This window comes from Streptomyces sp. JL2001 (genome assembly GCF_050917515.1).
Lineage (GTDB): Bacteria > Actinomycetota > Actinomycetes > Streptomycetales > Streptomycetaceae > Streptomyces.
In genome coordinates this window covers 3,662,986-3,677,394 of record NZ_CP169421.1, presented here as the reverse complement: position 1 = coordinate 3,677,394, position 14,409 = coordinate 3,662,986, and the positions used below count along the sequence as shown (strand labels likewise).

6 protein-coding genes and 3 rRNA genes are annotated in these 14,409 nt (G+C 66.9%); 6 read left to right on the top strand and 3 right to left on the bottom strand.

From position 1 onward, the window contains the following. Nucleotides 1-7: 7 nt before the first annotated feature. Together ACE1OA_RS16285 and ACE1OA_RS16280 are read right to left on the bottom strand one after the other, a co-directional pair. A complete protein-coding gene (locus ACE1OA_RS16285; RefSeq protein WP_432752959.1) occupies nucleotides 8-2,041 on the bottom strand; it encodes a sigma-70 family RNA polymerase sigma factor in 2,034 nt (677 codons plus the stop codon). A gap of 216 nt (nucleotides 2,042-2,257) precedes the next feature. After that, a complete protein-coding gene (locus ACE1OA_RS16280; protein ID WP_356601139.1) occupies nucleotides 2,258-3,028 on the bottom strand; it encodes a TetR/AcrR family transcriptional regulator in 771 nt (256 codons plus the stop codon). 404 nt (nucleotides 3,029-3,432) lie between these two features. On the opposite strand from ACE1OA_RS16280, the gene ACE1OA_RS16275 reads away from it, so the two are divergent. Beyond that, nucleotides 3,433-4,749, top strand: coding sequence for an NAD(P)/FAD-dependent oxidoreductase (locus tag ACE1OA_RS16275; RefSeq protein ID WP_432754070.1), 1,317 nt, complete (start codon nucleotides 3,433-3,435; stop codon nucleotides 4,747-4,749). A gap of 107 nt (nucleotides 4,750-4,856) precedes the next feature. Beyond that, on the top strand, nucleotides 4,857-6,482 hold the full coding sequence (locus ACE1OA_RS16270; RefSeq protein WP_432752958.1) for an ATP-binding SpoIIE family protein phosphatase: 1,626 nt from the start codon (nucleotides 4,857-4,859) through the stop codon (nucleotides 6,480-6,482). 50 nt (nucleotides 6,483-6,532) lie between these two features. Here the strand turns inward: ACE1OA_RS16270 and ACE1OA_RS16265 are convergent, their stop codons facing one another. After that, nucleotides 6,533-7,807, bottom strand: coding sequence for an MFS transporter (locus ACE1OA_RS16265; protein WP_432754069.1), 1,275 nt, complete (start codon nucleotides 7,805-7,807; stop codon nucleotides 6,533-6,535). A 144-nt stretch (nucleotides 7,808-7,951) separates the two neighbouring features. Between ACE1OA_RS16265 and ACE1OA_RS16260 the strand changes: the two genes are divergently transcribed. From ACE1OA_RS16260 to rrf, 4 genes are all read left to right on the top strand, one after another. Beyond that, entirely contained in the window at nucleotides 7,952-8,518 is a 567-nt protein-coding gene (locus tag ACE1OA_RS16260; RefSeq protein ID WP_356601136.1) for a MarR family winged helix-turn-helix transcriptional regulator, read from the top strand. Nucleotides 8,519-9,197: 679 nt separating this feature from the next. Further along, nucleotides 9,198-10,723: ribosomal RNA gene (locus ACE1OA_RS16255) — 16S ribosomal RNA — on the top strand. A 287-nt stretch (nucleotides 10,724-11,010) separates the two neighbouring features. Further along, nucleotides 11,011-14,135, top strand: a 23S ribosomal RNA gene (locus ACE1OA_RS16250). A 79-nt stretch (nucleotides 14,136-14,214) separates the two neighbouring features. Beyond that, nucleotides 14,215-14,331: ribosomal RNA gene (gene rrf, locus ACE1OA_RS16245) — 5S ribosomal RNA — on the top strand. The 16S, 23S and 5S rRNA genes sit together here, the layout of an rRNA operon. The last annotated feature ends 78 nt before the right edge of the window (nucleotides 14,332-14,409 follow it).

Genomic DNA, 14,409 nt, shown 5'->3' with positions numbered 1-14,409 from the left:
ACAGCCCTTACGCGCAGGTGATCTGCGACCGGGCCCAGTCCGCGATCGCGACCCGGCCGAACGGCGTGTGCGGTTCCACCACCAGGCGGACCGTGCTGCGGCCGGCGAGGTTCACGTGGACCGGGACCGGCGGGTCGCCGGCGTCCACCACCTCGGAGCGCCAGAGCCGTTCACCGTCGCCGTAGACGGAGAAGCGGACGCCGCCGACCCCGAGCGGGGCGCTGAGGTCGTCGACGCCGACGAGGGCCTCGTAGTCGACGCACCGCCGGTTGAGGTCGATCGTGAGGGAGGACGGCGCGTGCACGCTCACGCCGTGCGCGTACCGCGTGCCGCCCATGGACAGCCCGTCGCGCTGCCACATCCAGCTGCTGTCGCCGAGCCGCACTTCGGGCTTGGTGCCGTCGCCGAAGACGCCGTAGTCCAGCCGGCTGACCGGGTACACGGTCGGCGGGGCCGGAGGCGGGGGCGCGGGCGCCGTCTTCGAGGGACTGGGCTTCGGGCGCGGGCTCGGGGGCGCGGGCGTCGGAGTGGGGCGGGGGGCCGGCTTCGCCGCAGGCGGCTCGGCAGCCGGCGGGGTCGGCCGGGGAGTCGGTGACGGTGCCGTCCGCGGTACCGCCGGGGGCGGCGGGGTGGACCGGGGCGGCGGCGAGGGCAGCGGCTTCGGCGGTACGACGGGGGCGACCGCCGGCGGCGTCGGTCCGGGCTGCGCGACCGGCTGCGGGTCGCCGGACAACGCCCACACCAGTCCGGCCGTCGCGGCCACCGCCACGGCGGCGGCGATGCCGGCCTTCACGGGCGCCCCGAGCCCCTCGGCCGCGGCGGCGGAGGTCCCCGCGGCGCCGGACGAGCCGGCGCCGGACGCCGCGGCGGCCGCACCGGCTCCGGCGGCGCCCGCCACTCCGCCGGCGACCACGCCGGCCGCCTTGAGGGAGAAGCCGGCGGCGAACCAGCCGATGACGGCGACCGGCAGCAGCGCCGGGATGCCCGCGTTGACGTGCGCCAGCTCCCCGGCGGCGAGCCGGCACCTGGCGCACTCCTCCAGGTGCTTGCGCAGGCCCCGCTCGGCCCGCATCCGCAGCCCGCCGCGCGCGTAGGCGCCGAGCCGGTCGGCGTAGCGGGCGCAGTCGCCGCCCGCGGTGAGCGTCTGGCTGACGTGGGCCTGGAGGTAGGCCTGCTTGAGGCCCTCGCGGGCCCGGCTGGCCAGGACGGCGGTGGCGTTGGGGGTCAGGCCGAAAAGCGGCGCGACCTCGCTGGGCGACTCCTCCTCGACGGTGGTGTGCCACAGCACGGCCTGCCAGCGCTCGGGCAGCGAGCGGAACGCCTGCATGGCCAGCGACTGTTCGGCCTCGTGCATGGCCCGTACCTCGGCGCCCAGGTCGAGGGTGTCCTGGTCGGAGACCTCGGACGTCCGGGCGGCCTGCGCCGCGAACACCGCGAAGTCCTCGACCAGGTGCTCCCGCTTCTGCGTCCGCGTCCAGTGCGCCGCCACCCGCCGGACGGTGGTCAGCAGATAGGCGCGGACGGCGTGGGCGGGCCCCGCACCGCCCCGTACCGCCTGGAGGGTGCGCGCGAAGACCTCCGCCGTCAGGTCGTCGGCGGTGTGCGCGTCCCGGCAGCAGGTCCGGGCGTACCGGCGCACGGCCTCGGAGTGGCGGCGGAACAGCTCCTCGTACGCGCTGTCGTCGCCTTCCCGCATCCACTGCACCAGGTCGGCGTCGGAGGGCGGCAGTTCGACCGCCGGAGGCAGGACGCCCTCGGACTCGGGACTCGCCGCGGCGCCCCCGGTACCGGCGTCGGCCGCCGGTACGGAGGCCGTACCCGGCCCGCGCTCCCGCTGCGGCGGCACGCTGGCCTCCGCCGCTCCCGTGGACCCGGCGGGGCCCCCGGACGGGTGCCCCGGCACGCCGACGGGCGCCGCACCGGCGGGCGTTCGCGCGGGGCCGGCGGGCCGGCCCTGGCTCGGCACCTGCCGGGAAGTCAGCTCGCCGGTCTCCGTGGCACCGCCGTCGAACCGCGGCTCGTCCCGACCGTCACCGCTCATCGCGGAAGCCCCCGTACGCACGCTCAGACCCGGACACCGCGCAAGCGTCCCACAGAGCACGGGCATGCCGAGGCCGCGCGGCCACCTACCACTCGTCCGGGGTGAGTTCCCGCGTCCGGGCGTAACCGTTCACCCGTTCGTGCGACGATCAACGGTCCGAACGGACCCGCCGGGAGCACGGACGAACGGGCCGCGTGACGTCTGCGCCCCCGCCGCCTACCGCGAGCGGAGACCCTCCAGCAGGATGTCCAGCAGCCGGGCCGAAGCCGCCGCCTGCTGCGCCGCGTCCGGCAGCGCCGGAGCCGCCGTCGCGATCACGAGCAGCACGTCCGCGACGGTCACGTCCGTACGCAGCTCACCCGCCGCACGCGCCCGGTCGACCAGCTGCCCCACGACCTCCAGGAGTTCCGCCGCGCCGGCGTCGTCCTGCTCGGCCGCCGGCGCCTGCCGGGGAGCACCCACCCGGGACCCGGCCGACTCGGCGAAGCCCCGCTGGTGCGGCACCCGCGCCCCGTCCGCCGCGACCGGAACCGGCAGCACCGCGTCGGCGACGCTCTCGTCCACCTGAACCCGCAGCACCTGCGGCGGCAACAGCCGTCCCGCGCCCGAAGCGACCGACGTCCGCAGGAAACGGGACAGCGCCGACCACGGCTCGTCCTCCTGGCCGAGGGCGGTCCGGGCCTGCTCGGTGAGCCGCGCGGTCTCCTCCTCGGCTATCCGGCGGACCAGCACGTCCTTGCTCGGGAAGCGGCGGTAGACCGTACCGACCCCGACCCGGGCGCGCCGCGCCACGTCCTCCATCGGTGCCCCGTAACCGAGTTCACCGAAGACCTCGCGCGCCGCGCGCAGCACGTGCTCCAGATTCCGCTGCGCGTCCACGCGCAGCGGAGCGGAGCGGCCGACGGTCGCCGTCGCCCCGGTACGTCCCTCGACCGCGCCGTCGACCGGTGCGACGACAGCCTGCCAATGCGAATCCTGAATGTGCATAAGCGTTCCCCCGCTCATGATGTCTCCCCCCGGAGACTCCCCGCCCTGACACGGGATCCCGGACCGGCTGTCTGTGCTCTGGTCCATGCACAGCGCTCCGATACCCCGACGAGGTACGAACATAGTTGAGTCGAGGTCAATTCAGAAGGGGCAGTTCCGTACGGTGCGCCCCCCGATCGGAGCAAGGACCGGAAGCCTCCCGATTCTGCCCGCTCCGCTGCCCCCACATCCTCAACCTGACCTGCGCATTCTTCCGTGTACCGACCCCGTGCGCCACCCCACGCCTCCGCACTCCTCCGGTCACACAATTTGCCGGGCCTGTGGACAAACCCCGGACGGCGTTGCGTCATGGGACAGTGACCGAACCTGCGCGCATTCTCGTTGTCGGCGGTGGCTACGTCGGGATGTACACCGCGCTGCGTCTGCAGCGACAGCTCAAGGCCGAGCTGCGCAGCGGCGCCGCCGAGATCGTGGTGGTCACACCCGACCCGTACATGACGTACCAGCCGTTCCTGCCGGAGGCCGCGGCCGGATCCATCTCCCCGCGCCACGTCGTCGTCCCGCTGCGCCGTCTCCTCGACGGCTGCCGCATCGTCATCGGCGAGGTCCACTCCGTCGACCACGCGGAGCGCACGGTCACCCTCTCCACCCTCGCCACCGAGGAGGAGGGCACGGGCACCACCCGGCTCACCTACGACGAACTGGTCATCGCCGCCGGCTCCGTCTCCCGCACCCTCCCCGTCCCCGGACTCGCCGACTACGCCATCGGCTTCAAGACCGTCGAGGAGGCCATCGGACTGCGCAACCACGTCATCGAGCAGATGGACATCGCCTCCTCCACCCGCGACCCGGCCCTGCGCGACGCCGCCCTCACCTTCGTCTTCGTCGGCGGCGGCTACGCCGGCGTCGAGGCGCTCGCCGAGCTGGAGGACATGGCGCGCTACACCGCGCGGTACTACCACAACGTCAAACCCGAGGACCTGCGTTGGATCCTCGTCGAGGCGTCCGACCGGATCCTGCCCGAGGTCGGCGAGGAGATGGGCCGCTACGCCATCCGGGAGCTGCGCGGCCGCAACATCGACGTGCGCCTCGGCACCCGGCTCGAGTCCTGCGAGGACCGCGTGGCCGTCCTCAGCGACGGCACCCGCTTCCCCACCCGCACCGTCGTCTGGACGGCCGGCGTCAAACCCGCGCCCGTCCTGGCCTCCACCGACCTGCCCCTCGACGAGCGCGGCAGGCTCAGGTGCACCGCGGAGCTGACCGTCGAAGGCGTCGAACACGCCTGGGCCGCCGGAGACGCGGCCGCCGTCCCCGACGTCACGGTGGACGAACCGGGCCGCACCTGCGCCCCCAACGCCCAGCACGCCGTCCGCCAGACCAAGGTGCTCGCCGAGAACATCGCCGCCTCCCTGCGCGGGCAGCCGCTCAAGGAGTACGCCCACAAGTACGTGGGCTCGGTCGCCTCCCTCGGACTGCACCAGGGCGTGGCGCACATCTACGGCCGCAAACTCAAGGGATACCCGGCATGGTTCATGCACCGGGCCTACCATCTGAGCCGCGTCCCGACCTTCAACCGCAAGGCCCGGGTCCTGGCCGAATGGACCCTGTCCGGCCTGTTCAAACGTGAGATCGTCTCGCTCGGCTCCCTGGAGCACCCACGAGCCGAGTTCGAACTCGCCGCCGCGCCCCCGCCCCCCAAGAACGGCCCCCGGCCGCTCTGACACCGATGTCAGTACGGTCGGTCACACTGGACGTGTGACCATAGGTGGGCCCACACCTGCACAGAGTGACTCAGCACGGCCAACGACACCACGAGGCATACAGATCCGTGAACTTCACCCGTTGGAGCGCCCGGCTCCCCGGCACGCAGCGCCGCACGGCGGCGCGGGGGACCGAGGGCTCCGTGCCCGCGGCCCGCGGTGAGTACGGGCCGCAGCCGGAGCCCCTCGCCGACGACGTCCCCGTACTCGAGGACTTCTCCGCACGGGAGATCATCGGCAGGCTCCCCGGCCTCGTCGCACTCGCGTACGGCCCCGAGCACCGCATCGCCTACGTCAACGACGCCTACGCCGCCGCCTTCGGACCCCGCCTCGCCGGGTCCACCGTCGCCGACGCCTGCCCCGAGGCCCACGAACTCGGCCTGCTGCCCCTCATGGACCAGGTCCTGCGCAGCGGCAAGCCCCGCACCGTCAAGTCCCGCAAGACCCGCGACGGCGGCTCGTACACCGTCACCTGCCTGCCCGTGGAGTCCCCGCGCCTTCCCGACGGCGGGGTCCTCGTCCACGCCGCCGACGTCACCGACCACGCAGAGGCCGCCGAACGGCTGCGCGCCAGCGAACGACGCCACCGCGAGACCGCCGTCACCCTCCAGCGCTCCCTCCTCCCGCAGGAACTGGAGCAGCCCGACGACCTGCGCATCGCCGCCACCTACCAGCCCGGCGTCACCGACGCGGCCGTCGGCGGCGACTGGTACGACGTCATCACCCTCGGAGCCGGCCGCACCGCGCTCGTCATCGGCGACGTGATGGGCCGCGGCGTCCGCGCCGCCGCCGTCATGGGCCAGCTCCGCACCGCCGTCCGCGCCTACGCCAGGCTCGACCTGCCCCCGCACGAGGTCCTCCAGCTGCTCGACGGCCTCGCCGCCGAGATCGACGCCAGCCAGATCGCCACCTGCGTCTACGCGGTCCACGACCCCAACGAGGGCCGGCTCGTCTACGCCTCCGCCGGCCACCTCCCCATCCTCGTCCGGGACGAGGACGGCACGGTCCGGCGCGCGGAGGACCCCACCGGACCCCCGCTCGGCACCGGCGGCTGGCTCCACACCTCGGGCACGATCGCCCTGCCCCCGGGCTCCACCGCCGTCCTCTACACCGACGGACTCGTCGAACGCCGCCGCGAGGACATCGACGAAGGCGTGGCCGCCCTCGAACGCGCACTCTCCGGTGCCCTCGGCACCCCCCAGGTCGTCTGCGACCGGCTGCTCCGCTCGCTGGGCGTCACCGCCGAGCACGACGACGACGTCGCGGTCCTGGTGGTCCAGCACCCCGCCCGCAAGGGAGCGGACGCCGAGCTCTTCCACAACGCGGCCCTGGAACTCCTCGGCGGCGTGGAAGCCGCACCGCGCGCCCGGGCCTTCGCCTCGGGAGTCCTGTCCAGCTGGCGCTTCCCGGTCGAACTGCGCGACCTGGGCGTCCTCGCCACCAGCGAACTGGTGGCCAACTCCCTCCAGCACGGCACCCCGCCCATGCGGCTGCGCCTGCGGCGCACCGACCGACGGCTGATCATCGAGGTCACGGACGGCGACGACCACCTGCCCCGGCGCCGCCGGGCGGAGATGGAGGACGAGGCGGGCCGCGGCATCTCGATCATCGCCACGATCGCCTCGTCCTGGGGAAGCCGGCGCACCCCCGGCGGCGGCAAGGCCGTCTGGTGCGAGTTCGCCCTTCCGGACTGACCGGCCCGGGCCCCGGGCCGGTCCTTCCCGCGAGCGCGCCCGGACAGCCCTCAGGCGGCGGCCGTCTCCTTCTCCGGCTGGTGCCGGGCCACCACCCGCGACACCGCGACGAGCGACGGCTGGTCCTGCGCCGGGGCGAGCTGCCTGCCCAGCCGGAGCGCCAGGAACGTGATCCCGAGCGAGAACAGCACGAAGGTCACGATGTACGGCCCGTGCAGCGCCGCACCCATCGGCCCGCCCACGGCCGGACCGACCGCCAGCGCCAGCTGCTTGACCAGCGCGAACGCCGAGTTGTACTGCCCGACCATCGCCTCCGGAGCCAGGTCCGCGACCAGCGGCGCCACGGTCGGCGACAGCATCGCCTCGCCGAGCCCGAACAGCGCGTACGTGGAGATGAACGCGGCGGTCGCCATCGTTTGGCTGCCGTGCCCGAGACCCGCGTACCCCGCGATGACCCACGCCACGGCCCAGATCAGACCGACGGCCGCGATCACCCGCGTGCGCCGCCGACGCTCGACGAACCGCAGCACCACGAACTGCGCGACGACGATGACGGCCGTGTTGGCGGCCAGCGCGACACCGAGCGTGGACGGCTCGATGCCGGCGGCCTCGGTGCCGTACGCCGCGAGACCCGACTCGAACTGCCCGTAGCAGGCGAAGAACAACACGAACCCCAGGACACACAGCTGCACCATGGCCCGGTGCCCGAGCAGCGCGCGGACCCCGCCGCCCTTCGACGCGGCCGGCCGGGCGCCCTGCAGAGCGGGGGAGCCCGGCATCCGCACGGTCAGCACGATGCCCGCCAGCACCAGGAACATCACGGCCTCGATCGAGAAGAGCAGCAGGAAGCTGCCCGGCCGGCTCGCGTCGACGAGCTGGCCGCCGATCAGGCCACCGACACCGAGACCCAGGTTCTGCAGGAAGAACTGCATGGCGAACGAACGGGTCCGGCCCGCCGGCTCCGAGCACCACACGATCATCGTCGCGAGGGCCGGCTGCATCACGGCCGTACCGGCACCCAGCAGCGCCGCCGAGCCGACCACCGCGGCCACGCTCCCGGCGAGCCCCATCCCCAGCGCGCCCAGGGACGCCAGCACCGCGGCGACCGTCAGCACGGGCAGCGGCCCGCGCCGGTCGATGGCGCGCCCGCTGAAGGGGAGGACGACGAGCGCGGCCATGGCGAAGACGGCAAGGACGATGCCCGCGGCACTCGCGCCCAGATCCCGCACCTGAGCGACGTACACATAGAGGTACGGCACGGTGAAGCCGAGTCCGAACGCGCTCAGCGCGCTGCCTGCCTGGATCCGGCGCATCGCTGCGCCCATCGCCTTGGTCACACTCACCCACTTCGATCGGAGGGCTTCAGCCCTGTAGGACTGAACCCTGAAGACTTCAACTCTAAAGTTCGAAGGTGAACAATACACATTGAAGGACTTCAAGGCCAACGGAAGCCGTGGGATACTCCCCGCATGTCCGACACCCCCGAGCAGTCCGGCCCGCAGGCCCTGCAGGAGCCGACCCTCGACGAGCAGATCGCGGCCTACCAGCGCGAGTACCGGGAGCTCGACCCCCAGGTCGAGAAGGTGGTCTCCGCCCTCGGCCGGCTGAACCGCCGGATGAACGTGGCGTACGGTCGCCAGCTCGCCGACCTCGGCATCAGCAACGCGGAGTGGGAGGTCCTCAAGACCCTCGTCCTCGCCGGCGACCCCTACCGCCTGGGTCCGGGCGAACTGGCGAAGCGCCTGGGCCTCACCCCGGCCGCGATGACCCACCGCATCGACCGGATGGCGGGCGAGGGCCTGGTCACCCGCGACCGCGACGAGACCAACCGCGTCCGGGTGATCGTCGAGCTGACCGACGAGGGGCGCTCGAAGTGGCTCGAGGCGATGCGCATGGCGACGGGCTTCGAGGAGGACCTCCTCCAGGACCTGACGAGCGACGAGCGCGGTGTCCTCGGCGAGATGCTGATCCGCCTGCTCAGGAGGGTGGAGCACACCCAGCCGGACGCCGGCGGCCGCCTGCAGGACCTCGACTGAGCGGAGCGGGCCGCAGGCCCCGGACCCCCTCTGGTCGACCATCGGAGGGGGGTTGACACGCCCCCTCCGCATCCGTACTGTTCTCCGAGTTGTCACGGGACCGGAACGGTTCTGCGGCAGCCACTCCCGCCGCGATAGCGGCAACTCAACTCAGCACGACCTCCCTACCGGGACGAATTTCGGCATGCCGAAATTCATTTCGAAAGACTCGATTATGAGTCGCCGGGGAAACCCGCTAGAGTTTGAGCGTCGGAACGGCCCAACAGCCGCAAAGACAAAACCCGCTGACTGGGAATCAGGCCCGAAAGGATCTGATAGAGTCGGAACCGCCGGAAGGGCCCGGAGCGAAAGCGAATGGGACCGGAAAGCACCGAGGAAATCGGATCGAAAAAATCTGATAGAGTCGGAAACGCAAGACCGAAGGGAAAAGCCCGGAGGAAAGCCCGAGAGGGTGAGTACGAAGGAAGCGTCCGTTCCTTGAGAACTCAACAGCGTGCCAAAAATCAACGCCAGATTAGTTGATACCCCGTCCATCTTCGGATGGTCGAGGTTCCTTTGAAGTCCTACTGGCCCTTGTGGCAGGTAGGCAAAAAACACAGCGAGGACGCTGTGAACGACCGGTCCTATTCCGACTGGTCGTTCCGCTCTCGTGATGTGTGCACCCGATTACGGGTAAACATTCACGGAGAGTTTGATCCTGGCTCAGGACGAACGCTGGCGGCGTGCTTAACACATGCAAGTCGAACGATGAAGCCCTTCGGGGTGGATTAGTGGCGAACGGGTGAGTAACACGTGGGCAATCTGCCCTTCACTCTGGGACAAGCCCTGGAAACGGGGTCTAATACCGGATAACACCGGCTTCCGCATGGAAGCTGGTTGAAAGCTCCGGCGGTGAAGGATGAGCCCGCGGCCTATCAGCTTGTTGGTGGGGTAATGGCCCACCAAGGCGACGACGGGTAGCCGGCCTGAGAGGGCGACCGGCCACACTGGGACTGAGACACGGCCCAGACTCCTACGGGAGGCAGCAGTGGGGAATATTGCACAATGGGCGAAAGCCTGATGCAGCGACGCCGCGTGAGGGATGACGGCCTTCGGGTTGTAAACCTCTTTCAGCAGGGAAGAAGCGAAAGTGACGGTACCTGCAGAAGAAGCGCCGGCTAACTACGTGCCAGCAGCCGCGGTAATACGTAGGGCGCAAGCGTTGTCCGGAATTATTGGGCGTAAAGAGCTCGTAGGCGGCTTGTCACGTCGGGTGTGAAAGCCCGGGGCTTAACCCCGGGTCTGCATCCGATACGGGCAGGCTAGAGTGTGGTAGGGGAGATCGGAATTCCTGGTGTAGCGGTGAAATGCGCAGATATCAGGAGGAACACCGGTGGCGAAGGCGGATCTCTGGGCCATTACTGACGCTGAGGAGCGAAAGCGTGGGGAGCGAACAGGATTAGATACCCTGGTAGTCCACGCCGTAAACGTTGGGAACTAGGTGTTGGCGACATTCCACGTCGTCGGTGCCGCAGCTAACGCATTAAGTTCCCCGCCTGGGGAGTACGGCCGCAAGGCTAAAACTCAAAGGAATTGACGGGGGCCCGCACAAGCAGCGGAGCATGTGGCTTAATTCGACGCAACGCGAAGAACCTTACCAAGGCTTGACATATACCGGAAAGCATTAGAGATAGTGCCCCCCTTGTGGTCGGTATACAGGTGGTGCATGGCTGTCGTCAGCTCGTGTCGTGAGATGTTGGGTTAAGTCCCGCAACGAGCGCAACCCTTGTCCTGTGTTGCCAGCATGCCCTTCGGGGTGATGGGGACTCACAGGAGACCGCCGGGGTCAACTCGGAGGAAGGTGGGGACGACGTCAAGTCATCATGCCCCTTATGTCTTGGGCTGCACACGTGCTACAATGGCCGGTACAAAGAGCTGCGATGCCGTGAGGCGGAGCGAATCTCAAAAAGCCGGTCTCAGTTCGGATTGGGGTCTGCAACTCGACCCCATGAAGTCGGAGTTGCTAGTAATCGCAGATCAGCATTGCTGCGGTGAATACGTTCCCGGGCCTTGTACACACCGCCCGTCACGTCACGAAAGTCGGTAACACCCGAAGCCGGTGGCCCAACCCCTTGTGGGAGGGAGCTGTCGAAGGTGGGACTGGCGATTGGGACGAAGTCGTAACAAGGTAGCCGTACCGGAAGGTGCGGCTGGATCACCTCCTTTCTAAGGAGCACAGTACCGATTGCAGACAAACGTTCTGCACGGTCAGCTCATGGGTGGAACGTTGATTAGTTGGCGTGAGTGACCTGAAGGTCTTCCTAGTACTGCTTCGGCGTGGAACGGAAGGGACGGACGGTGGCTCACGCTTGGCACGTTGTTGGGTGTCTGAGGGTACGGCCGTAAGGTTTGTATCTTCGCGATGCCGGCCCCAGTGAACTTGATTCGTTTGAATCAGGGTGATGGGTGGCTGGTCGTTGCTTGAGAACTACACAGTGGACGCGAGCATCTGTGGCCAAGTTTTTAAGGGCGCACGGTGGATGCCTTGGCACCAGGAACCGATGAAGGACGTGGGAGGCCACGATAGTCCCCGGGGAGCCGTCAACCAGGCTTTGATCCGGGGGTTTCCGAATGGGGAAACCCGGCAGTCGTCATGGGCTGTCACCCATGCCTGAACACATAGGGCATGTGGAGGGAACGAGGGGAAGTGAAACATCTCAGTACCCTCAGGAAGAGAAAACAACCGTGATTCCGGGAGTAGTGGCGAGCGAAACCGGATGAGGCCAAACCGTATGCGTGTGATACCCGGCAGGGGTTGCGCATACGGGGTTGTGGGATCTCTCTTTCACAGTCTGCCGGCTGTGAGGCGAGTCAGAAACCGTATGAATAGGCGAAGGACATGCGAAAGGTCCGGCGTAGAGGGTAAGACCCCCGTAGCTGAAATTCATACGGCTTGCTTGAGAGACACCCAAGTAGCACGGGGCCCGAGAAATCCCGTGTGAATCTGGCGGGACCACCCGCTAAGCCTAAATATTCCCTGGTGACCGATAGCGGATAGTACCGTGAGGGAATGGTGAAAAGTACCGCGGGAGCGGAGTGAAATAGTACCTGAAACCGTGTGCCTACAAGCCGTGGGAGCGTCGCTCATTGGGTTTACCCAATGGGTCGTGACTGCGTGCCTTTTGAAGAATGAGCCTGCGAGTTAGCGGTGTGTAGCGAGGTTAACCCGTGTGGGGAAGCCGTAGCGAAAGCGAGTCCGAATAGGGCGATTGAGTTGCACGCTCTAGACCCGAAGCGGAGTGATCTAGCCATGGGCAGGTTGAAGCGGAGGTAAGACTTCGTGGAGGACCGAACCCACCAGGGTTGAAAACCTGGGGGATGACCTGTGGTTAGGGGTGAAAGGCCAATCAAACTCCGTGATAGCTGGTTCTCCCCGAAATGCATTTAGGTGCAGCGTCGTGTGTTTCTTGCCGGAGGTAGAGCACTGGATAGGCGATGGGCCCTACCGGGTTACTGACCTTAGCCAAACTCCGAATGCCGGTAAGTGAGAGCACGGCAGTGAGACTGTGGGGGATAAGCTCCATGGTCGAGAGGGAAACAGCCCAGAGCATCGACTAAGGCCCCTAAGCGTACGCTAAGTGGGAAAGGATGTGGAGTCGCAGAGACAACCAGGAGGTTGGCTTAGAAGCAGCCACCCTTGAAAGAGTGCGTAATAGCTCACTGGTCAAGTGATTCCGCGCCGACAATGTAGCGGGGCTCAAGCGTACCGCCGAAGTCGTGTCATTGCAGCAATTAAGCCCCAACGGGTGCTGTGATGGGTAGGGGAGCGTCGTGTGCCGGGTGAAGCAGCCGCGGAAGCGAGTTGTGGACGGTTCACGAGTGAGAATGCAGGCATGAGTAGCGATACACACGTGAGAAACGTGTGCGCCGATTGACTAAGGGTTCCTGGGTCAAGCTGATCTGCCCAGGGTAAGTCGGGACCTAAGGCGAGGCCGACAGGCGTAGTCGATGGACAACCGGTTGATATTCCGGTACCCGCTTTGAAACGCCCAATATCGAGCCCATTAATGCTAAGGCCGTGAAGCCGCCCTGGAGCCTTCGGGCAAAGGGGAGTGGTGGAGCCGCTGACCCAAGGTGGTAGTAGGTAAGCGATGGGGTGACGCAGGAAGGTAGTCCAGCCCGGGCGGTGGTTGTCCCGGGGTAAGGGTGTAGGCCGTGTGATAGGCAAATCCGTCACACATTAAGGCTGAGACCTGATGCCGAGCCGATTGTGGTGAAGTGGATGATCCTATGCTGTCGAGAAAAGCCTCTAGCGAGTTTCATGGCGGCCCGTACCCTAAACCGACTCAGGTGGTCAGGTAGAGAATACCGAGGCGTTCGGGTGAACTATGGTTAAGGAACTCGGCAAAATGCCCCCGTAACTTCGGGAGAAGGGGGGCCATCACTGGTGATCGGATTTACTCCGTGAGCTGGGGGTGGCCGCAGAGACCAGCGAGAAGCGACTGTTTACTAAAAACACAGGTCCGTGCGAAGCCGTAAGGCGATGTATACGGACTGACGCCTGCCCGGTGCTGGAACGTTAAGGGGACCGGTTAGTGACCTTTCGGGGTTGCGAAGCTGAGAACTTAAGCGCCAGTAAACGGCGGTGGTAACTATAACCATCCTAAGGTAGCGAAATTCCTTGTCGGGTAAGTTCCGACCTGCACGAATGGCGTAACGACTTCTCGACTGTCTCAACCATAGGCCCGGTGAAATTGCACTACGAGTAAAGATGCTCGTTTCGCGCAGCAGGACGGAAAGACCCCGGGACCTTTACTACAGTTTGATATTGGTGTTCGGTTCGGCTTGTGTAGGATAGGTGGGAGACTTTGAAGCCGTGACGCCAGTCATGGTGGAGTCGCCGTTGAAATACCACTCTGGTCGTGCTGGATGTCTAACCTCGGTCCGTGATCCGGATCAGGGACAGTGTCTGATGGGTAGTTTAACTGGGGCGGTTGCCTCCCAAAGGGTAACGGAGGCGCCCAAAGGTTCCCTCAGCCTGGTTGGCAATCAGGTGTTGAGTGTAAGTGCACAAGGGAGCTTGACTGTGAGACCGACGGGTCGAGCAGGGACGAAAGTCGGGACTAGTGATCCGGCGGTGGCTTGTGGAAGCGCCGTCGCTCAACGGATAAAAGGTACCCCGGGGATAACAGGCTGATCTTCCCCAAGAGTCCATATCGACGGGATGGTTTGGCACCTCGATGTCGGCTCGTCGCATCCTGGGGCTGGAGTCGGTCCCAAGGGTTGGGCTGTTCGCCCATTAAAGCGGTACGCGAGCTGGGTTTAGAACGTCGTGAGACAGTTCGGTCCCTATCCGCTGTGCGCGTAGGAATATTGAGAAGGGCTGTCCCTAGTACGAGAGGACCGGGACGGACGAACCTCTGGTGTGCCAGTTGTCCTGCCAAGGGCATGGCTGGTTGGCTACGTTCGGGAGGGATAACCGCTGAAAGCATCTAAGCGGGAAGCCTGCTTCGAGATGAGTATTCCCACCTCCTTGAGAGGGTAAGGCTCCCAGTAGACGACTGGGTTGATAGGCCGGATGTGGAAGCCCAGTAATGGGTGGAGCTGACCGGTACTAATAGGCCGAGGGCTTGTCCTCAGTTGCTCGCGTCCACTGTGTTAGTTCTGAAGTAACGAACTCGCCCCTTGTCGGCTGGAGTTTGTTTATTTCATAGAGTTTCGGTGGTCATAGCGTTAGGGAAACGCCCGGTTACATTCCGAACCCGGAAGCTAAGCCTTTCAGCGCCGATGGTACTGCAGGGGGGACCCTGTGGGAGAGTAGGACGCCGCCGAACAATCATTGTGGGAAAGCCCCGCACCTTATGGTGCGGGGCTTTTCTGCGTTCCGGAGCAGATTCGGCCGGCACGACGGA